This is a genomic window from Streptomyces sp. DSM 118878 (genome assembly GCF_052936595.1).
In genome coordinates this window covers 6,381,814-6,403,192 of sequence record NZ_CP193622.1, presented here as the reverse complement: position 1 = coordinate 6,403,192, position 21,379 = coordinate 6,381,814, and the positions used below count along the sequence as shown (strand labels likewise).

The window sequence follows — 21,379 nt, the reverse complement described above, 5'->3', positions numbered from 1 at the left end:
GCCCTGAAGTGCCACGTTCTTCCCATGGCACGGATGTGTGTCTGATGTCGCGGGCATCACGAAGGACACCCTCGACAGGTCTGTTTGCCGCCGCTCGGCCGGTCAGTCGGCGGCGGTGGCGGGCACGGGGACTTCGACAGTCCCGCCGGGCCCGCAGTCATTCACGACGCGCTCTCCGCCCGCGTCGCACGGCTCCGCGTCGAGCCGCTGTTCCCTGAGCTCCCCGATGGCGGCTTCGAAGTCCTCGAGCGAGTCGAAGGCGCGGTACACGGACGCGAAACGCAGGTAGGCGACGAGGTCGAGCTCCTGCAGTGGGCCCAGTATGGCCAGGCCGACATCGTGAGTGGTGAGCTCCGCGCTGCCGGTGGCACGCACCGCCTCTTCGACCCGCTGGCCGAGCAGAGCGAGTGCGTCCTCGGTCACCGGCCGCCCCTGGCACGCCTTGCGGACGCCGTTGATGACCTTCGTACGGCTGAAGGGCTCGGTGACTCCGCTGCGCTTGACCACCATCAGTGAGCATGTCTCCACGGTCGTGAAACGACGGGAGCACTCGGGGCACTGACGGCGCCTACGGATCGACGTGCCGTCGTCGGTGGTGCGACTGTCGACTACACGGCTGTCGGGGTGCCTGCAGAAGGGGCAGTGCATGGAACTCCCAACCCTCCTTCATGGCACGACTCGTACGCCTCAATGGGGCTGATGAGCCCCTCGAAGCAGCCCCAAGCATAGGCGATCCCAGGAGCCCCGAAAGACCCGGGACCACTACTTCTGGGCTGCGGATGCAAACTAGCCACTACATGTGGGGTTCGGCTACACCTTCCGCCCCGAGCGTGTCGTACCGGCCGGACGGTCGGCGGAGCAGCGTTCTCCAGCCGGAAGCCTCGGACGCGGCACTCGCGGCGGGGGCCCGGTGCCGGGCCGGCGGGGCACCTGATGGCAGTATGAGAGCCCTGCGGAGGAGCTCGCGACCACAGCGGTGAAGCGTACCGTAATGAGCCGAATTGCCCCTCGGCCCGAATGTGAGCCATACACCCGGACGCATGATCACGGCAGGTAATCGCCGATTTTTCACTCGAACGTGTGTTTGGCGCAACCTTTCGAAAGCAACTACCGTTGGCTAGCTAGGGAGAGAACATCTCGAGAGGGGCCGACCGAAGTGACCACCACCGCAGACAGCGCCACCATCACTGCCCAGAGCCGACTCGAGCCGGTGCATGCCATGAATGACGCAGCCACGAACCAGGAGGGGCCCACGCCCTCTCGCTCCCTGCCGGGCCGACCTCCAGGCATCCGCGCCGACAGCTCGGGCCTCACGGACCGGCAGCGCAGGGTCATCGAGGTCATCAGGGACTCGGTGCAGCGGCGCGGATACCCACCGTCGATGCGGGAGATCGGACAGGCCGTCGGCCTCTCCAGCACCTCCTCGGTCGCCCATCAGCTGATGGCCCTGGAGCGCAAGGGCTTCCTGCGCCGCGACCCCCACCGCCCCCGGGCGTACGAGGTGCGCGGCTCGGACCAGCCGAGCAGCCAGCCCACCGACACCACCGGCAAGCCGGCCGCTTCGTATGTCCCGCTGGTCGGCCGCATCGCCGCCGGTGGTCCGATCCTGGCCGAGGAGTCGGTGGAGGACGTCTTCCCCCTCCCCCGGCAGCTCGTCGGCGACGGCGAGCTCTTCGTGCTCAAGGTCGTCGGTGACTCGATGATCGAGGCCGCGATCTGCGACGGCGACTGGGTCACCGTCCGCCGTCAGCCCGTCGCGGAGAACGGCGACATCGTGGCGGCCATGCTCGACGGCGAAGCCACGGTCAAGCGCTTCAAGCGCGAGGACGGGCACGTGTGGCTGCTCCCTCACAACTCCGCGTACCAGCCGATCCCCGGCGACGAGGCCACCATCCTCGGCAAGGTCGTGGCGGTGCTGCGGCGGGTGTGAGCCTCCGCCTCTGACCGGGCCCCGGAACCAACTGCGCCGGTTCCGGGGCCCTGCTGCGTCCGGAGGGGGCCTTCGCGTCGCGGGGCCGGGAGCTACGCCTCGTCCGCCTTCGCCACGGCGTCGATCGCGGCCAGGGAGCGGCGCACCTGGTTGCGGTCGGTCGTGTACCAGAAGTCGGGCAGCGAGGCCCGCAGATAGCTGCCGTACCGCGCGGTCGCCAGCCGGGGGTCCAGGACGGCGACCACGCCGCGGTCGCCCGTCGCCCGTACGAGACGGCCGGCGCCCTGTGCCATCAGCAGTGCGGCGTGCGTGGCCGCTACCGCCATGAAGCCGTTGCCCCCGGCCTCGTCGACCGCCTTCTGGCGGGCGCTCATCAGCGGGTCGTCCGGCCGCGGGAACGGGATCTTGTCCATGACCACGAGCTGACAGCTCGGGCCCGGCACGTCCACGCCCTGCCAGAGCGAGAGCGTCCCGAAGAGGCAGGTCCGCGCGTCCGCGGCGAAGCCCTTGATCAGCTCGCCGAGCGTCTCCTCGCCCTGGAGCAGGATGGGCATGTCCAGGCGACCCCGCAGCTCCTCCGCGGCGCTCTGGGCCGCCCGCATGGAGGAGAACAGGCCCAGCGTGCGGCCGCCGGACGCCTCGATCAGCTCGGCCAGCTCATCGAGCATGTCGTCGCGGGTCCCCTCACGCCCCGGCCGGGCCAGGTGCTTCGCCACGTAGAGGATGCCCTGCTTGCCGTAGTCGAAGGGTGAGCCGACGTCGAGGCCCTTCCATACGGGCGCGTCCTCGGCTTCGGTGCCCTCGGGGGCCAGCCCGAGGGAGGCCCCCACGCCGTTGAAGTCGCCGCCGAGCTTGAGCGTGGCCGATGTCAGGGTCACCGAGCGGTCGCTGAACAGCTTCTCCCGCAGGAGCCCGGAGACGGACATCGGGGCCACCCGCAGCGAGGCGCCGAAGCGGTCGTGCCGCTCGTACCAGACGACGTCCCACTCGGAGCCGTTGGTGATCCGCTCCGCCACGTCGTGGATCGACTCCACCGAGGCGAGCGCCTGCTTACGGACGGCGTCCTCGTCCTGGACCGACTTGTCCCTGGTGGAACCGAGCGCCGTGATCACCGTGCGCGCGGCGTCCCGCAGGGCCATCAGGGCATAGCCGAGGTCCTCGGGGATCTCCTCCAGACGGCCGGGCAGGGCCAGCTCCATCAACCGCTCGAAGCCTTCGGAGGCGGTCTGGAGCTGGTCGGCCGCTTTTTCGTTGACGAGCTTCGCCGCGCGCCGCACCGCCCGGTTGACCTGTCCGGGCGTGAGCTCGCCCGTGGCGACGCCGGTGACCCGGGAGACCAGCTCATGGGCCTCGTCCACGATCAGCACCTCGTGCTGGGGCAGGACGGGGGCGCCTTCGATGGCGTCGATCGCGAGCAGCGCGTGGTTGGTGACGACGACGTCGGCGAGCTTGGCGCGCTCACGGGCCGCCTCCGCGAAGCACTCCGCTCCGTAGGCACACTTCGAGGCGCCGAGGCACTCCCGGGAGGAGACCGAGATCTGGGCCCAGGCCCGGTCGGAGACACCGGGGGTGAGGTCGTCGCGGTCGCCGGTCTCGGTCTCGTCCGCCCAGTCCCGCATCCTGAGCAGGTCCTGGCCCAGCTTGCTGGTGGGGGCGGCCGCCTCGAACTGGTCGAAGAGGCCCTCCTCCTCGTCCTGCGGCATGCCCTCGTGCAGCCGGTGCAGACACAGGTAGTTCGACCGGCCCTTGAGCATGGCGAACTGCGGGCGGCGGCGCAGCAGCGGGTGCAGCGCGTCCACCGTGCGCGGCAGGTCCCGCTCCACGAGCTGGCGCTGGAGGGCGAGCGTGGCCGTGGCGACCACCACACGCTCCCCGTGCGCCAGTGCGGGCACCAGATAGCCGAGGGATTTACCGGTGCCGGTGCCGGCCTGGACCAGCAGGTGGGAGCCGTCGTCGATCGCCTCGGCGACGGTCTCGGCCATGGACACCTGGCCAGGCCGCTCCGTGCCGCCGACAGCGGCGACGGCGGCGTGCAGGAGCTCGGGGAGGGAGGGCTTCGTCATAGCCCGACCACCCTACGGTGCCCCACTGACAATCCCGCGATCACGGCTGGTGCAGAGGGTTGGGCACCGTGCCGTGCACGGCGGCGTGCGGGCGCTGCGGACGGTCGCGGTAGCCGTCGAGGTGGAGGCGGTTCCGGTTGAGGCACAGCCGCTCGATACGCGGTGTGAGCAGGTCGAACATCGCGTACCGCTCCTTCATCTCCGGGGCGCGCGCCTGGTGCCGCAGGATCTCCGTCCGCACGCCGTGCCAGAAGTCGGCCTCGCTGATTCCCAGTTGCTCCTCGCACAGGGGCGCGAGATAGCGGAAGACCCCCACGAAAAGACCGGAATGGATGAACTGGGTGAGGAACTCGGGCGGCTCGGACAGCAGGACCTCACGCACGTCCTCGGGCATCGAGTCGTGCTCGGGCAGCGGCACGGCGCTCACATTGACATCGTCCACGAAGTCCTTCACCGCGAGCCGGACGGGCACATCCTTGTCGTCGAAGACGACGATGGCGTTCTCCCCGTGGGGTGAGAAGACGGTGCCGTAGCGGTAGAGGAAGTGCAGCAGCGGGGGCAGCAGGGCGGCGAAGAGCCGGCGCAGCCAGGCGGCGGGGGTCAGCCCCGAGCGTTCGACGAGCTCCGCCACGAAGGCCCTGCCCTCGGGGTCGGTGTGCAGAAGGGAGGCGAGCGTACGCGCGCGTTCGTCCGGGGCGAGGTACCGCGTGATCGGTTCGCGCCAGATGGCGCCGAGCAGCTCTCTGTACTGGTACGGGACCTCGGGCAGCCCGTCGTATACGGGGTGCTCGACGGCGACCGACGCCACCTCGCCGAGCAGGATCACCCCGCACTCGTCGCGCAGGAAGGGGTCGGCATCGCGCAGGGCGTGCATCCACGCCGTGACGGCGGGGGCGGCGACCGTGCGTTCGGTGGGCAGGCCGCGCCACACCAGCGTGTTCAGGACCGACAGCGGCAGTTTCACGGAGTGACGGTCCGGGCGGGACATGTTCAGGAACGTCCGGATGGACTGCTGGGGAAGGCGCAGGTCGCCGTCGCTGCCCAGGGGGACGATGGCGTCGGCGGCGACGGACGGGGCGAAGAGCGGCAGCACGATCTCGTCCCACTGCCAGGGGTGCACAGGCAGGTAGAGATAGTCGCGGGGGTCGAGCCCACGCGCGCGGAGTAACTCCTCGAAGGACTCCTGGGTGACGGCGGCGAGCTCGCGGGCGTAGAGCTGCTGGGCGGTGTCCAGGCCGGTGACGCCCCGGTAGACGGCGAGGTCGGTGCGGACCGCTATCCAGGGAAGCGTGGTGGAACGGCGGGCCTCGGGCGCCCAGCGGTCGGTGTCACTGGCCGAGAATCCGATGCGCCCTTTGTTGAGGATCAGCCAGGGGTGGCCGGTCTGGTGCCCTTCGAGTTCCGCGTACCCCAGGTCGGCGAGCCGCGCCGAGGAGAGCGCGGTGCCATCTATCCGCGTGTCGGCGCAGAGCGTGAAGCTGAGCTCGCGTACGAGATGGCCGAGCGTGGCGCCGTCGAGTCCCAGCGTGCGGCGGGCGAGCACGAGGAACCTGACGGGGTCGCCGAAGGGACGGGCGTCACCGTCGCCGTCGCCGTCGCCGTCGGCCAGGGTCAGGCTGTCCGGGTCCACGTACCAGCTGCCGTATGAGCCTCGACGGGCCCGGAAGGAGAGCCGGATACCGCCGTCCCCGCCGGCCCCGCCGTCCGCCGCGAGAGCCTCTGACGATGCTGCGGCCTTGGCCCCTGTGCCAGCTTTGGCCGCCGCGGCGGGCTCCTCCGCCTCGGCGGGGTCGATGCGCAGGCGGTAGGAGGAGGCCCCGCGGCCTGCGCCGCGAGCCGCCCCGCCCTCTGCGACCGGCGTGGGCCGGGTGGTCTCCTCGACCGGCTCCGGCCGGATGATCTCCTCGTACGCGAATTCGCCGATCATCTTCGCCAGCAGCCGGCGTCCGACCCCCCGCCATCTGTCCTGGGTCAGCTCGGGTGGGTCGTACAGCGCCGCGGCGGGGCGGGAACTCGGACTGCCGGACGGATCTGACGGATTCGGCACGGGGACTCCTCAGGGAGGGGAACCGGATCGGGTCGAGCGGAGTTGTACTAAGTGTGATCGGGTCGTAGCACTGCGCGCAGGGCCCGGTCGGAAATCATCAGCGCCGCCCGCTTGTCGGGAAGATCGACTTCGGCGGAGAAGCGGAAGCCGGCGCTGAGGAACGCGGAGACGGAGGGGGTGTTGCGCAGGTCTGGTTCCGCCACGACGCGTGCGCAGGCGGGACGGTGTTCGAACACCAGGTCCGCGACAGCTCTGAGCAGTGAAGTGCCGAGGCCTTGGCCGCGGTCGGCGACACCACCGATGAGGAGGTGGATCCCGGTGTCGTGCGGGCGCGCGGGGTAGTGACGTGCGAGCGGGTCGAGGTCCGCCCGGTAGATCTCCCAGTAGCTCATCGGCGTGCCTCCAAGGACTCCGAGGCAGGGGACGCTGCGCCCGTCTCCCGCGAGCTGGGGACGCAGGTGCGCCTCCGTCACGGCCTCGGGGCCCGCCAGTTCCCAGAAGGCCGAGACCGCGGGGTCGTTCATCCACCGGCTGATCAGCGGGAGATCACGTTCGAGGCGTACGGGTACGAGCTCGAAGACACCGGCCTCAGTGGCGGTCGGGCCCCAGTCGGCGACCCGGTCGAGCAGGTCGTCCGGCGCTGGGATGCCGGCGAGGCCGTCCGCCGCGCGCCACCCGTGGCCGATGCCGGGGGCCTGTCGAGTTCGCTCGCCGGTGTGGGCCGACACGGAGGTCAGCTCTTCGGGCAGACGCAGATCGAGGGTGTCCGCGACATCGGCATCGGCAGCGGCGGCGGATCCGACTCCCGCGTCGGTGGGCGCATCGGGAGGAGGCACGGCATCGCTCCTGTCAGAAGAAGTGGGGCATGTTCCTCAGGAATGAAGGGGGTGGAGGGGGTTGGCGATGGTGACGTAGACGGACTGTGTGTCGACGGGGCCGACGAGCTCGTCGAGTCCGTGCAGCCGGGTCAGGAGGTTGGCCTTGCAGCGCAGTACGGGTGAGTCGAGCAACGTCGCGGGCAGGGAGGTGCGCAGCCTGTCGGGTCCTGACGCGACGTCGCCGAGGAAGCGACGGAAGGCCGCGAGCAACAGGCGTTCGTCCGCGAGGTGTTCGGCACCGAAGGCTCCGATGAGACCGAGGACGTTGTTGATGCCGAGGTAGTAGGCGAACCGCTCGTCCGTCACCTCGTCGGAGACGAAGGTGTCGCTGTGCCGGCCGATGCCGGGAAGCCGCATCTCCAGTTCGGCGCGCCGGGACGCGCGGAAGTAGTAGCCCTGGTTGTCGCGGTAGCGGCCGCCCACGGGCCAGCCGTCGGGGTCGAGCAGGATGATCGTGTTCTGCTGGTGCGCCTCCAGGGCGACGCCCGCCTCGCTGTCCAGCCAGAGCACGGGGCGGACGACGGTCTTGAGGTAGCGCAGGAACCACTCGGCGGCGACGGCCCCGCGCGGGTGGCCCGTCTGTCCGGCGAGCCTGGTGACGATCTCGGCGAGCCGTGACCGCATCGGCTGGTAGTCGTGGTCCGCGCGCCGGTCCGAGGGCCGGGGTGAGGGCCGGGGCGAGACGAGCCCGGCGACGCAGGTGGCGTCGTCGCCGGGGCCGAAGGGGTTGTGCCGGATCATGACGTCGAGCCCGGGCACGGGCGCGCCGTCCGGTCCGGTGGCGGCGAGCCACGCGGGGTCACGGATCACGTCGAAGCCGGGGTGGACCGACTGCCACTGCTCGGCCAGACCGGTGCGGAGCAGGCGGTGGACCTCGACGCCGCGATGGAGTTCCTTGCGGAGGTTCTCACGACGGGAGTTGGTGATGCGCAGGCTAAGCGAGAGTTTGAGCATGGCGGCCGCGTCGGAGCGGTAGACGGTGCGCACGGAGGAGGTGGGTCGCCAGGGCGTGCCGTGCGGGCCGAGATCTTGGAGGAGCCCGGCGTCGAGCAGGCCCGCGGCGGCGGGGCGGTGGCGCAGCTCGCGGATCTGCCAGGGGTGCACGGGCAGAGCGGCGCGGCCGTCCGGCAGGGGCAGCCCCGGCCCCGCGAGCCGTGCGGTGAGCTGGTCGGCGGGGACGGTGCGGCCCCGCTCGGTCCAGGCCGAGTCCGAGGCGAGCACGGACGGGTCGACGGCGAGCCAGTGCAGCGCGAAGGCGCCGCGCAACTCCGGCGAGTACAGGCGGGATTCGGTGTCGGACAGACCCTCGCGGCTCTTGGGGGTCGGATGCAGGGGGTGCCCGAGAAGCAGGGACTGTTCCGCGGAGAGGAAGAGATCGGGCTCATCGCTCGGGCTGGCGCGCCGGTCGGCGATGAACTGTGCGGTGCGGCGCACAGAGTCGGCTACCCGGCCGACCAGATCAGCGCCGTCGGTGTCTGTGGCTACCGGTGCGGCGGTGGCGCTCGGCGCTGCCGTGACGGCGGGGCCGGCTGTGGTGGTTGGCGTGGCGTCCTGAGCTCGGGGGGTCGAAGCGTCCTGAGCTCGGGGGGCCAAGGCCTCCTGAGCTCGGGGGGCCGAGGCCTCCTGCTCCCGGCGAGCCGTCTCACGGCCGAGCAGCGCGGCGACGGTGACCGCGTCAGCGGGCGGGGCGCCGGCGGGGCCGTCCTCCAGGCGCGGCAGGCCGAAGCGGTGCAAGCCGGTGGCCGACCAGTAGCGCACGGGGACGAGCAGGGCCGTGCCGCTCGCGGCCAGCGGAACGCGCAGGGTGCCCTGGTCGGGAGCGGGGAGGCCGTTCTCCCGTACCCAGCAGCGCAGCAGGTTCTCCACAGCGGCGGCCTGCGCGGCGACGTACGGGGAGGGATGCTCCAGCGGATCGGTCGATGTGCCGTGCAGATGCTCGGCTTCTTGGCCGCCGCCCTTCTGCCGGGGGACCGTACAGGACTCCGCCACCAGTGACGACGGAGTGCCGCACGCACCTGTGGCCTGTGGGTGGGAGCGGCCTTCGGAAGCGGGAGTGGCATTCAAGAGAGGTTCCTTGGGAAGTGGTTCGAACTCCAGGGGCGACGGGGCCGAGAGGGGCCCGGGGGTCGTGGCAGCCGGTACGGCCCGGGCCCTTCTCGGCTATCCGTGGTCGTGGCGTGCCACGGCGGCCAGCGCGTCGGCGAGGCGGTCGAGGACCGCGGACGCCTGTTCGTCCGTGATGGTCAGGGGAGGAAGGAGCCGTACGACACTGGAGTGCCGGCCGCCCAGCTCGACGATGAGCCCGCGGCGCAGGCATTCACGCTGCACGGCGGCGGCCGCATCCGGTGCCGGCGGGCTGGGCCGGGCGGCGGACGGCACTCCCTCGAAGGCCCCGGGGGCCACCACTCCGCCGAAGACCCCGGGGGCCGCCACTCCGTCGAAGGCCCCGGCGGGCGAGCCGTGCTCGGTCGCTGCTTCGGTCGCGGCCTCGGCCGTGCCTTCGGGCAGGCCGTGGTCGCGGCCCGGATCCACCAGTTCGACGCCGATCATCAGCCCCCTGCCGCGGACCTCGCCGACGCAGGGATGGTCCACGGCCAGGGACCGGAGCTGGGCCAGCATACGGGCGCCGAGGGTGGCGGCGCGCTCGGCGAGGCCGTGTTCCCGTACGTACGCGAGGGTCGCCGCGCCCGCGGCCATGGCGAGCTGGTTGCCGCGGAACGTGCCCGCGTGGGCACCTGGCTGCCAGAGGTCGAGGTCGTCGCGGTAGACCACGACGGCCAGTGGCAGACTGCCGCCGATCGCCTTCGAGAGCACCATCACGTCCGGCACGATGCCGCTGTGCTCGACCGCCCAGAAGGCCCCGGTACGCCCGACCCCCGTCTGCACCTCGTCCACGATCAGCGGGATGTCGCGCGCGGCGGTGATCTCACGCATGCGGCGCAGCCAGTCGTCCGGCGCGGGAAGGACTCCGCCCTCGCCCTGGACGGGTTCGAGGATCATGCCCGCGGGGGTCGGTACACCCGATTTGGGGTCATCGAGGAGGTTCTGGGTCCAGCGTGCGGAGAGTTCCGCGCCGCCGGCCCCGCCGAGGCCGAACGGGCAACGGTAGTCCTGCGGGTAGGGCAGGCGGGCGACGCGGACGCTGGGCGCGCTGCCGGACACCTCGAGTGCTCCGGCCGTCATCCCGTGGTAGCCGCCGGTGAAGGCCAGCATGCCGTCGCGGCCCGTGGCCGCGCGGACCAGTTTCAGCGCCGCCTCCACCGCGTCGGTCCCGGCGGGTCCGCAGAACTGGATGCGGGCGTGCTCGGCGAGGCCGGGCGGCAGCGTGCGGAAGAGTTCGGTGGTGAAGTCGTCCTTGACGGGCGTCGCCAGGTCCAGGACGTGCAGCGGCGCCCCCGAGTCGAGGACCTGCCTGATCGCTTCGAGCACCACGGGGTGGTTGTGGCCGAGGGCCAGGGTCCCGGCGCCCGAGAGGCAGTCGAGGTAGCGGCGCCCGTCGGCGCCCTCGATGGTCATGCCGCGCGCCCGCACCGGCACGATCGGCAGGGCACGCGCGTACGTCCGCGCGGCCGACTCGCGCGCGGACTGCCGCCGCAGAATGCTGTCCTGCACGGCTTCCCGATGAGCCGGACCAGCGGACTGCGGCGGCGACTGCGTCACGAAGGGTGCATGCGTTCCCGAGGGGGCGTGCGTTCCCGAGGGGGCATGTGGTTCCGAGGGGGCTTGCGTTCCGGAGAGTGCTTGCGTTCCGGAGAGTGCTGCGGACGCCGCCGCGGGCGCAGGCTCGATCACGGCCACGACTATCGGTCCTCCCGCTGGGGACGAGCGCGTCCCGACCGGGCGACTCCAGGGAGCCCCAAAAGGCCGGACGAGCACACGAGTTGGCAGAGGGATGAACGCAGGCCGCCGCTCCCCCGTACGTACCAACGACGGCGCCCCTGGTTGAGGCACGGGGGGATTCCGAAGATCTTGCCGTTGCGGAACCGTTGCCCTCCTGTCGGCAGTCCCCCATGGCACCGGCATAGTGTGGGGGCCGTTCATCGGCCAAGGCACGCGACGTTTCCCGGCCAAGGGGGCGCTCGCGGCAGCGGCGACGGGTGTCTGCACACCCCGATGACCAGCACTTCTGTACTGATTCACGAAGCCCAGGGGGAATCTCTCGATGCGACCCATACGTCCGCTCTTCACCGCACGGAGCGGGAGGAGCACGCGTAACCGCACCTCCCCCGTGGCGGCCGCTGTGGCGCTCGGCGCGGCGCTCGTGCTGACCGCCACGGCCTGCGGCCCCAGCGAGGACAACGCCGGCGGTGACTCGTCGTCGTCGCAGCCCGACGGCGGCAACGGCGACAAGTTCGAGATTCCGGCCGATCTCAAGGACAAGCTCAAGGAGCACGGGATCGACCTGGACAAGTGGAAGGACGGGGGCTGGAAGAACTTCGACAAGGACAAGTGGCTGCGCGAGGCCGGCGAGTTCGTCAATCCGATCATCAAGGACCTCTGGGACCCGGAGCGGATGCGGGACACCGACAAGAACCCGGACCGGGGCGTCGACGACAACGACATCTCCGGCGACCAGGGCGTCACCGACCCGACGCCCGAACCCGTGGAAGCGGCCGCGGTGAAGACTCCGTACCACGACCAGGTCCCCGCGTCGGGCAAGCTCTTCTTCGACGGCCCCGACGGTTCGATGGTCTGCTCCGCGACCGTGGTGAAGGACCCGGCCAACCCCGGCAAGTCCAACATGGTGTGGACCGCGGGCCACTGCGTGCACGCGGGCGCCAAGGGCGGCTGGTACCGCAACATGGTCTTCGTCCCCTCGTACAACGACAGCGGCAAGTCGGCCGCCGAGCTGAAGAACGCGCCCAAGGAAGAGGTCGCCCCGTACGGCGTCTGGTGGGGTGACTGGGCGCAGACCTCCGACCAGTGGATCGAGGGCGGCGGCCCGACGGGCGGCGCCGGTGCCCCCTACGACTTCGCGGTCATGCACGTGAAGCCCGAGAAGGGCAGCGAGGGCAAGTCGCTGGAGGAGACCGTCGGTTCGGCGCTCCCCGTGGACTTCGACGCCCCGGCCGTGCCGCAGGTCAAGTCCTTGACGGCGACCGGCTACCCGGCGGCGCCGCCCTTCGACGGCCAGAAGCTGTTCCAGTGCGCCGACAAGCCCGGACGGCTCTCGCTGAACAAGTCCGAGCCGACGATGTACCGCGTGGGCTGCACCATGACCGGCGGTTCTTCCGGCGGCGGATGGGTCGCCGCGGGCCAGGACGGCAAGCCGGCCCTGGTGTCGAACACCTCCATCGGCCCGGTGACGGCCGGTTGGCTGGCCGGCCCGCGCCTCGGCAAGGAGGCCAAGGGCATCTACAGCGCGGTCAGCGAGAAGTTCGCCGACCAGTAAGCACTGGGGGCGACCAGAAAGCGCTGGGGGCGACCAGAAAGCACTGGGGCGCGACCAGCAAGCACTGGGGCGCGACCAGCAAGTCCTGAGGAGCGACCGGTAGCCGCTGCGGAGCGGTCCGTATCGGCCCTGTGGAGCGGTGGTATCCGCTTCGCAGGGCCGCCTCCTTCCCCGCACGTCGTACGTCGGCGGGGTCGCCGGAAACCTTCACGACCCCGCCGCTGTTCATCCCCAACCTCACAGGCATAGTGAGGTGTTGCGCCGGCCGGGACTCCGGACCGACGCACATGACACGCACATGACACATGCATGGCGATTATGGCAATTACACGTTCCAACGGGGGTACCTGCACCATGCGTTCCACTCGCGCGCCGTTCGCGCGCAGCCGTGGGCGGCGCGTCGCACTCGCCGCCACCGGGCTCGCCGCGACCCTGGCGCTCACCGCCACGGCCTGCGGTCCGAGCGAAGACAAGGCCGCTGACGGGGCGAGCGCCGCCGAGTCCCACGGGCCCGACGCCGACGCCGGTTCCGACTCCAAGCTGCCGGGCGGGCTCGTCGACAAGCTCAAGAAGCACGGCATCGACCCGGCCGACTGGGAGAACGGCGGCTGGAAGAACTTCGACAAGGACAAGTGGCTGCGCGAGGCGAGCGACTTCGTCAACCCGGTCATCAAGGGCCTGTGGAAGCCCGAGCGGATGAAGGACGCGAAGGACCCGAACAAGACGATCGCCTCGAAGGACGCGGCCGCCGGCCAGGGTGCCACCGATCCCGAGCCGACGCCGGTCCGGGCGGAGCCCGAGAAGACGCCGTACCACGAGAACGCGGCACCGGTCGGCAAGATCTTCTTCGACGCCCCCGGGGGCTCGATGGTCTGCTCGGGCACCGTGGTGAAGGACCCGCGCAACCCCGGCAAGTCCAACCTGGTCTGGACCGCGGGCCACTGTGTGCACGCCGGCAAGAACGGCGGCTGGTACCGCAACATCGCCTTCGTGCCCTCGTACAACGACCTGGGCAAGTCCGAGGCCGAACTGGGCAACGCGGCCCCGCAGGAGATCGCACCCTACGGCCAGTACTGGGCGGACTGGGTCTCGACCTCCAACGAGTGGATCAACGACGGCGGCCCCACGGGCGGCGCCGGAGCGACGTACGACTACGCCGTCATGCACGTGAAGCCGGAGCAGGGCGGCAAGTCCCTCGAGGAGACCGTCGGCAACGCGCTCACCGTCGACTTCTCGGCCCCGGCCACGCAGAGCGTGAGCTCGATGGGCGCTTGGGGCTACCCGGCCGCTCCGCCCTACAACGGCCTGATGATGCACAAGTGCGTGGACAAGCCCGGCCGCCTCTCGCTGTCGCCGTCCCTGCCGACGATGTACCGCATCGGCTGCACGATGACCGGCGGTTCCTCGGGCGGCGGCTGGTTCCGTGTGGTGAACGGCAAGAGGCAGCTCGTGTCGAACACCTCGATCGGCCCGGCCGAGAACACCTGGCTCGCCGGACCACAGCTCGGCAAGGGCGCCGAACAGGTCTACGACATGATGAGCGAGAAGTACGGCTCGAAGTAGCCGCGCGTCACACCTGCTACGGCGAAGGCCCGCCCCTGCGAGAGGGGCGGGCCTTCGCCGCGTTCGGTCAGCGCTGTGCGCTCCATGCGCCCAGTTCGCTGTGTGCGCTCAGTGCGCGGCCGGAACGTACGGGTTGAGCTCCGCGGCGAGCTCTTCGTGCACCCGTGCCTTGAGCAGCGTGCCCTCGGCGGTGTGCTCCTCGGAGAGCACCTCACCCTCGGCGTGCGCGCGCGAGATGAGCTGGCCCTGGGTGTACGGAACGAGGGCCTCGATCTCGACCTCGGGCCGCGGCAGCTCGACGTCGATGAGCGCCAGGAGCTCATCGATGCCCGCACCGGTGCGCGCGGAGACCGCGATCGCGTGCTTCTCGTTGCGCATCAGCCGCTGCAGGACCAGCGGGTCCGCAGCGTCCGCCTTGTTGATCACCACGATCTCGCGGACCTCGGTCGCGCCCACGTCACGGATGACCTCGCGCACGGCGGCGAGCTGCTCCTCCGGCACGGGGTGCGAACCGTCCACCACGTGCAGGATCAGGTCGGAGTCGGCGACCTCCTCCATCGTGGAGCGGAACGCCTCGACCAGGTGGTGCGGCAGGTGCCGCACGAACCCGACGGTGTCGGCCAGGGTGTAGAGCCTGCCGCCCGGCGTCTCGGCCCGGCGCACGGTCGGGTCGAGGGTGGCGAACAGTGAGTTCTCCACCAGCACGCCCGCGCCCGTGAGGCGGTTCAGGAGCGAGGACTTGCCCGCGTTGGTGTAGCCGGCGATGGCTACCGAGGGCACCTTGTTGCGCCGACGCTCCTGGCGCTTGATGTCGCGGCCCGTCTTCATCTCCGCGATCTCCCGGCGCATCTTCGCCATCTTCTCGCGGATGCGTCGCCGGTCCGTCTCGATCTTGGTCTCACCGGGACCACGCGTGGCCATGCCGCCACCGCCGCCGCCACCCATCTGCCGGGAGAGCGACTGGCCCCAGCCGCGGAGCCTCGGCAGCATGTACTGCATCTGGGCCAGGGCGACCTGCGCCTTGCCCTCTCGGGACTTGGCGTGCTGGGCGAAGATGTCGAGGATCAGGGCGGTCCTGTCGACCACCTTGACCTTGACGACGTCTTCGAGGTGGATGAGCTGGCCGGGGCTCAGCTCACCGTCGCAGACGACGGTGTCGGCGCCGGTCTCGAGCACGATGTCACGCAGCTCAAGGGCCTTGCCGGAGCCGATGTACGTCGCCGGGTCCGGCTTGTCGCGGCGCTGGATGACGCCGTCGAGCACGAGCGCGCCCGCGGTCTCCGCCAGAGCGGACAGCTCGGCGAGGGAGTTCTCCGCGTCGTCCACGGTCCCGGAGGTCCACACGCCGACGAGGACCACACGCTCCAGGCGGAGCTGTCGGTACTCGACCTCGGTGACGTCCTCGAGCTCGGTGGAGAGGCCGGCGACACGGCGCAGGGCCGCACGCTCGGAGCGGTCGAGCTGCTCGCCGTCACGCTCTCCGTCGATCTCGTGGCTCCAGGCGACGTCCTCTTCCATCAGGGCATCGGCCCGAAGACCTTCGGGGTAGTTCTGCGCGAAGCTCTGTGCGTCCTGGGAAGGGGAAGAAGAGGAGGTCATTGGATCCTTACGTCGATTCGTCGATTCGCCGGTGAAAGTGCGGACGGATCGCGGGATCCGTCACAGTCGACAACGCCCGAGGCGGCCCGGACATTCCCGATGCCGGGCCTGGCGGGCCCTGAGATACCCCCGAGGGGATGTCCCGGAGCCCGGCCGGGCCGTACCGGAGACCGACCCGCCGCGCCGTCAACCTGAAGATGGTTGCACGACACGGCCCGTCTCGTCATCCGGGTTATTCTCCCGCCCGTCGGGCTATTTCCCGCCCGTGGGTGCCTTACGCCAGTCCGGGTGCCCCGGCATGGGCGGCGTCTTCTCCCCGTACAGCCAGGCGTCGAGGAATCCGTCCAGGTCACGCCCGGCGGTCCGGGAGGCGAGCCGCACGAAGTCGGCGGTCGTCGCGTTGCCGTCGCGGTGGACGCGGACCCACTGGCGCTCCAGGCGCTCGAAGGCATCGTGCCCGATCTCCTGGCGCAGGGCGTAGAGCACCAGGGCACCGCCGTCGTAGACCACGGGCCGGAAGAGGCTGACCTTCTTGCCGGGGGCGGGTCTCGTCGGCCTCGCGGGCGGCCCGCCGTCGGCACGCCAGCCGTCCGATTTGCGGTAGGCCTCGCGCATGCGGTCCTCCAGGGGCCGTTTCCTCGTCTCCTCGGTGAAGACTGCCTCGTACCAGGTGGCGTGGCCCTCGTTGAGCCAGAGGTCCGACCAGGTCTGGGGGCTCACACTGTCACCGAACCACTGGTGCGCCAGCTCGTGCACCATGAGCGCGTCGACGCTCCACTCGGGGATGCCGGGATGGGTGAAGATCTCCTGCTCGAAGAGGGACAGCGTCTGTGTCTCCAGCTCGAAGCCGGTCCTCGTCGGGGCGACGAGGAGCCCGTAGGTCTCGAACGGGTACCGCCCGACCTTCTTCTCCATCCAGGCGATCTGGCCGGGCGTCTTCTTCAGCCAGCGCTCCAGGGTCTTGCGGTCCTTGGTGGGCACCACATCGCGTACGGGCAGGCCGTGCGGGCCCTGGCGGTGCAGCACGGTGGACCGGCCGATCGACACCTGGGCCAGTTCGGTCGCCATGGGGTGGTGGGTGCGGTAGGCCCAGGTCGTGGTGGAGCCCCGGTGGCGGGGTCCGGCGATCGGGAGCCCGTTGGCGACGGCCGTGAGCCCCTTGGGTGTGGTGATGCGGAAGGTGAACATCGCCTTGTCGGCGGGGTGGTCATTGCAGGGGAAGACCCGGTGGGCGGCGGCGGCCTGATTGGCCATGGCGAGCCCGTCCGCGGTGCGGAGCCAGCCGCCGTGTGAGCCCCTGCCGGAGACGGGGTCGCTGGTGTGCCGAACGGTGACCCGCAGCCGCTCGCCGGGCTCGATCGGCTTGGCCGGCGTGAGGACCAGGTCCTCGCCGCTGATCGCGAAGCGGACGGTCCTGCCGTTGATCGCGGCGGAGCGGACCTTGCTGTGCGTGAAGTCCAGATTCAGGTGCTTCAGGGCCTGCGTGGCGCGGGCATCGATCTTGGTGACGGCATTCAGCGGCTTGCGGTTGTCACCGCGGTAGGTGAAGGCGATGTCGTACGACGCCACGTCGTACCCGGGGTTGCCCAGGTACGGGAAGAGCGGGTCGCCGATGCCGAGCGGAGTGGCCGGCGAGGGAGCGCTCGCCGCGACGAGGGCGGCGGAGACGGCGGCCGTGACGAGGGCGGCGACGCGGGGGGTGCGGAGGGCCTTCGGCCGTGCGGCCGTGGCCCGGGCAGTGAGCAGCATGGACTTACCGCTATCAGCGCGCGCGTCCCCGCACGGTGGCGGCGCGCGCCGGGCCACCCGAACGAGTCGCCGACCGGACCCGCGCGTGGTCCGCCCCCAAGGGCCGGGCCACGGGTTCCCGTCGCCGCTTCAGTGGGCCGCTGCCGCCGGATGCTGGGCGCGGCTCACGTCGTACACCCCTGGCACCGCGCGCATCGCCCGCATCAGCCCCGGGAGGTACGCGGCGTCGGGCAGTTGCAGCGTGTACGTGTGCCGGACGCGCTGCTGGGTCGGCGGCTCCACGGTGGCGGAGATGACCGCCACCCCCTCCAGAGCGATCGCTTCGGTGAGGTCGGCGAGCAGATGCGCGCGGCCGAACGATTCGGCGGTCAGCGTGACACGGCACTCGGCGGTGTCCCCCCAGCGCACGCCGACCTCCGTGCGCCCCATTTCCTTCATGCGCTCCACCGAGGGGCATCCGGCACGGTGGACGGTCACGGCTCCCCCGCGTACGGCGAAGGCGGTGACGGCGTCGGGCGGCACCGGCGTACAACATCCGGCGAGCCGCACGCTGGCGCCCTCGCGGTCCACCACGGCGTTGGCGGCGGCGGGGCGCGGGATGTCGGTGGCCTCGGGGCGCGGGGCGGCGACCGGCGCCTTCTTGGTCTGTCCGGGGGGCGCCGGTGCGGGCGCCGGGTGCGATGCCAGCCAGCGCCGGATGGCGATCCGCGCGGCGGGCGTGCGGACGTGGTCGAGCCAGTCACGGGACGGCCCGGACGCCGCGTCCTGGCCCATGAGCAGCTGCACGGTGTCGCCGTCGCGCAGGACCGTGCTGAGCGTCGCGAGGCGGCCGTTGACCCGCGCGCCGATGCAGGCGTGCGCGTCCTCGCCGTACTGGGCGTAGGCCGCGTCCACGCAGCTGGCGCCGGCGGGCAGGCCGAGTGTGCCGCCGTCGGGCCGGAACACGGCGATCTCCCGGTCCTGGGCGAGGTCCTCGCGCAGCGTCGACCAGAAGGTGTCGGGGTCGGGTGCCGCCTGCTGCCAGTCGAGGAGCCGGGAGAGCCAGCCGGGCCTGGTCGGGTCCACGCGCTCGTCATCGGCGCCGCCGGCCGACTCCTCCGTGGGCGGGGCGTAGGGATTGCGCAGGGCGACGACGCCCGCCTCGGCGACCTGGTGCATCTGGTGGGTGCGGATGAGGACTTCGGCGACCTCTCCGTCCGGGCGGGCCACGGCGGTGTGCAGCGACTGGTAGAGGTTGAACTTCGGTACGGCGATGAAGTCCTTGAACTCCGACACGACCGGCGTGAAGCAGGTGTGCAGCTCACCGAGGACGCCGTAGCAGTCGGCGTCCTCGGTGACGAGCACGAGAAGGCGGCCGTAGTCCGACGCCCGCATCTGGCCGCGTTTGCGGTGCACACGGTGGACGGAGACGAAGTGCCGCGGCCTGATGAGGACCTCGGCCGCGATGCCCGCCTCGCGCAGCACGCCGCGCACCTCGCCCGCGATGTCCCCGAGGGAGTCGGCCTCCGCCTCGGCGTTCGCCGTGATCAGGGCCTTGACCTCGGCATACTCCTCCGGGTGGAGGATCGCGAAGACGAGGTCCTCCAGCTCGGTCTTGAGCGCCTGGACCCCCAGCCGCTCGGCGAGCGGAATGAGCACGTCCCTGGTCACCTTGGCGATGCGGGCCTGCTTCTCGGGGCGCATCACACCGAGCGTGCGCATGTTGTGCAGCCGGTCGGCCAGCTTGATCGACATGACGCGTACGTCGTTGCCGGTGGCGACCAGCATCTTGCGGAAGGTCTCCGGCTCGGCGGCGGCTCCGTAGTCCACCTTTTCCAGCTTCGTGACGCCGTCCACCAGGTAACACACGTCTTCGCCGAACTCGGCCCGCACCTGGTCGAGCGTCACCTCCGTGTCCTCGACGGTGTCATGCAGCAAGGACGCGGTCAGGGTCGTGATCTCGGCACCGAGCTGGGCGAGGATCAGCGTGACGGCGAGGGGGTGCGTGATGTAGGGCTCGCCGCTCTTGCGCGTCTGGCCGCGGTGCGAGGACTCCGCGAGCACGTAGGCGCGGCGCAGCGGCTCGAGGTCGGCGTCGGGGTAGTGGGCCCGGTGGGCCTCCGCCACATGGCCGATCGCGTCGGGCAGACGGCCCCGGGTGTCCGAGCCCAGCAGGGCGGCCCTGCCGAGCCTGCGCAGGTCGAGCCGGGCCCGGCCGCGCCTGCGCTGGGCCCCGGGCGTCACGGGGCCGGGCGTGGCTGGGTTCGTGGCCTCCGCACTCATGGGCACCTCCGGCTGCGTCGACCGGCGGTGGACAGACGCAGGCGTACTCCGTCCGGGCCGGTGCTTGATGCTACCGAGCCCATCACGAGGCGCTGACCGCCTCTCGCCGAGCGTGAAACGGATCACCCATTCGAGCGACAGTTCATGCGCTTGCCGTTTCGAGCCATTCGGACATGATCTCGCCCTCGGCGAGGATCACGGCGGGCCCCGTCATCTCGATCTCGCCGTCGGGCCGCTCGGTGATCATCACACGGCCGCCGGGCAGGTCGACCGTGTACGTGACCGGGGCACCGGTCACGGCCGGGTCCGCGCCGTCCCTGCGGGCGGCCGCCACGGCCACGGCGCACGCGCCCGTGCCGCACGAGCGGGTCTCCCCCACGCCGCGCTCGTGCACGCGCATGGCGACGTGGCCGGGAGCGCGCTCCACGACGAATTCCACGTTCACCCCGTCCGGGTAGGCGGAGGCGGGGCTGAAGGGCGGCGGGTCGTAGAGGTTTCCCGCGTCCGCGAGGTCGTCGACGAAGGCGACGGCGTGCGGATTGCCCATGTTCACGTTGCGCGCGGGCCACCGGTGATCCGCCACCGTGACCGTGACGTCTCCCTCGGGGAGCAGGGCCTTGCCCATGCCGACGGTGATCTCTCCGCCGGCATCCGCCTTGGCGATGTGCACGGTCTTGACGCCGCCGCGCGTGGCCACCGCCAGGTCGCCCTCGCCGACGTGTCCCGCGTGCTGGAGATACCGCGCGAAGACCCGCACTCCGTTGCCGCACATCTCGGCGACCGAGCCGTCGCCGTTGCGGTAGTCCATGAACCACTCGGCGCGGTCCGCGAGGTGACGCGCCTCCGGGTGGGCGGCGGAGCGGACGACATGCAGGAGGCCGTCGCCGCCGATGCCCGCACGCCGGTTGCACAGGGCGGCGACGGCGGCCGGGGGCAGCTCGATGGCGTTGTCCGGGTCCGGGATGATCACGAAGTCGTTCTCGGTCCCGTGCCCCTTGAGGAAGGCGATCCGCGTGCTCATTCCTCGATCGTACGGGGTGGGTACGACATTCCGGCCGGACGGTGCTGCTCCGGCTCGCCGCTCCGGCCCCGGGCCGTCCGCTGCGGCTCTCGGCTCAGCGGAGCCGGGCCACGCGCCAGACGGCGAGTACGGCCACGCCGACGAAGAGCAGGGCGTACGCGGCGACGACCCGCCAGTCCGGGCGACGGCCCGAGCCGCGCTCGGGCAGCCCCGGCCAGGTATGGCCCACCCGGCGGGCGGCCATCATGCCCCAGCCCGCCGCGCAGCAGCTGAGGAGCAGTCCGAGCATGGCGACCACGGCACCGCCGTCACCGAACTCGAAGGCCAGCGGGAAGGCGAACATCAGGGAACCGACGGCGGCCAGGATCACGATGGGCGCGAGCTGCCAGATGCGCAGCCGCCGCTGCGGACGCAGCTCCACCTCGACCTCGGCCTCCGGGGACAGCTCGTCCGCGGAGGGACCGTCGTCCGTCACGCCGCCGGGGACCTCGTCGGGCCCGTCGGGGCTCAGCTGCTCTCCGCCGTCATGCGCGGTGTCACGAGGGCCGGCCTCCATCGCCACGCGCCCTCCCACTTCGGACTCCACCGGTCGATCGATGGTCGATGATGGCACGTCGCCAGGGGCGCGGATGACCGCCGGAGCGTCCCGATGCCATCACGTGATCAGGCTGTTATGGCCCCGCTGGAGGGTTTACGCGGTCAGACGCCTACCGCTGGTCGGCGAGTCAGCAAAAGGTCAGCAATAACCCCAGGTCGGCGCCCGATTACAGGCCGGGACCGAACCGGAAGAGGGGACCGCAACCATCAAATCGAACAAGCTCGCGCGTGGCATGGGCAGCTTCTTCGAGTCCTGCGAGTGCCGTAGGCCGGCCGGG

14 protein-coding genes are annotated in these 21,379 nt (G+C 71.1%); 3 read left to right on the top strand and 11 right to left on the bottom strand.

Features of this window, described 5'->3' with window-relative positions:
- Window positions 1–102 precede the first annotated feature (102 nt).
- On the bottom strand, window positions 103–648 hold the full coding sequence (nrdR, locus tag ACRAKF_RS28495; RefSeq protein WP_447040393.1) for a transcriptional regulator NrdR: 546 nt from the start codon (window positions 646–648) through the stop codon (window positions 103–105).
- Window positions 649–1,156: 508 nt separating this feature from the next.
- On the opposite strand from nrdR, the gene lexA reads away from it, so the two are divergent.
- Window positions 1,157–1,930, top strand: a complete 774-nt coding sequence (gene lexA, locus ACRAKF_RS28490) for a transcriptional repressor LexA (RefSeq protein ID WP_447040392.1) — start codon at window positions 1,157–1,159, stop codon at window positions 1,928–1,930.
- 92 nt (window positions 1,931–2,022) lie between these two features.
- Here the strand turns inward: lexA and ACRAKF_RS28485 are convergent, their stop codons facing one another.
- The 5 genes from ACRAKF_RS28485 to ACRAKF_RS28465 all read right to left on the bottom strand — a co-directional run bounded on the left by ACRAKF_RS28485 (window position 2,023) and on the right by ACRAKF_RS28465 (window position 10,530).
- Entirely contained in the window at window positions 2,023–3,993 is a 1,971-nt protein-coding gene (locus ACRAKF_RS28485; RefSeq protein ID WP_447040391.1) for an ATP-dependent DNA helicase, read from the bottom strand.
- Between the two features lie 40 nt (window positions 3,994–4,033).
- Window positions 4,034–6,040, bottom strand: coding sequence for an IucA/IucC family protein (locus ACRAKF_RS28480; RefSeq protein WP_447040390.1), 2,007 nt, complete (start codon window positions 6,038–6,040; stop codon window positions 4,034–4,036).
- Window positions 6,041–6,087: 47 nt separating this feature from the next.
- Window positions 6,088–6,876 (bottom strand): GNAT family N-acetyltransferase, encoded by a 789-nt coding sequence (locus tag ACRAKF_RS28475; RefSeq protein WP_447040389.1) that lies wholly within the window; start codon window positions 6,874–6,876, stop codon window positions 6,088–6,090.
- A 36-nt stretch (window positions 6,877–6,912) separates the two neighbouring features.
- The gene (locus ACRAKF_RS28470) at window positions 6,913–8,982 is read right to left on the bottom strand and encodes an IucA/IucC family protein (protein WP_447040388.1); all 2,070 of its coding nucleotides are present in this window, start codon (window positions 8,980–8,982) and stop codon (window positions 6,913–6,915) included.
- Between the two features lie 96 nt (window positions 8,983–9,078).
- Window positions 9,079–10,530 (bottom strand): diaminobutyrate--2-oxoglutarate transaminase family protein, encoded by a 1,452-nt coding sequence (locus tag ACRAKF_RS28465; protein ID WP_447040387.1) that lies wholly within the window; start codon window positions 10,528–10,530, stop codon window positions 9,079–9,081.
- A gap of 550 nt (window positions 10,531–11,080) precedes the next feature.
- On the opposite strand from ACRAKF_RS28465, the gene ACRAKF_RS28460 reads away from it, so the two are divergent.
- Window positions 11,081–12,310, top strand: a complete 1,230-nt coding sequence (locus ACRAKF_RS28460) for a trypsin-like serine peptidase (protein ID WP_447040386.1) — start codon at window positions 11,081–11,083, stop codon at window positions 12,308–12,310.
- Window positions 12,311–12,664: 354 nt separating this feature from the next.
- Complete coding sequence (locus tag ACRAKF_RS28455) at window positions 12,665–13,873, top strand: trypsin-like serine peptidase (protein ID WP_447040385.1); 1,209 nt, start codon at window positions 12,665–12,667, stop codon at window positions 13,871–13,873.
- 108 nt (window positions 13,874–13,981) lie between these two features.
- Here the strand turns inward: ACRAKF_RS28455 and hflX are convergent, their stop codons facing one another.
- The 5 genes from hflX to ACRAKF_RS28430 all read right to left on the bottom strand — a co-directional run bounded on the left by hflX (window position 13,982) and on the right by ACRAKF_RS28430 (window position 21,060).
- Complete coding sequence (gene hflX, locus ACRAKF_RS28450; protein WP_447040384.1) at window positions 13,982–15,472, bottom strand: GTPase HflX; 1,491 nt, start codon at window positions 15,470–15,472, stop codon at window positions 13,982–13,984.
- Between the two features lie 252 nt (window positions 15,473–15,724).
- Window positions 15,725–17,221, bottom strand: a complete 1,497-nt coding sequence (locus tag ACRAKF_RS28445) for a M1 family metallopeptidase (RefSeq protein WP_447040383.1) — start codon at window positions 17,219–17,221, stop codon at window positions 15,725–15,727.
- A 129-nt stretch (window positions 17,222–17,350) separates the two neighbouring features.
- Window positions 17,351–19,483, bottom strand: a complete 2,133-nt coding sequence (locus ACRAKF_RS28440) for a RelA/SpoT family protein (protein ID WP_447040382.1) — start codon at window positions 19,481–19,483, stop codon at window positions 17,351–17,353.
- Window positions 19,484–19,625: 142 nt separating this feature from the next.
- A complete protein-coding gene (gene dapF, locus ACRAKF_RS28435) occupies window positions 19,626–20,504 on the bottom strand; it encodes a diaminopimelate epimerase (RefSeq protein WP_447040381.1) in 879 nt (292 codons plus the stop codon).
- A 94-nt stretch (window positions 20,505–20,598) separates the two neighbouring features.
- Window positions 20,599–21,060, bottom strand: coding sequence for a hypothetical protein (locus ACRAKF_RS28430; protein WP_447042219.1), 462 nt, complete (start codon window positions 21,058–21,060; stop codon window positions 20,599–20,601).
- Window positions 21,061–21,379 lie beyond the last annotated feature (319 nt).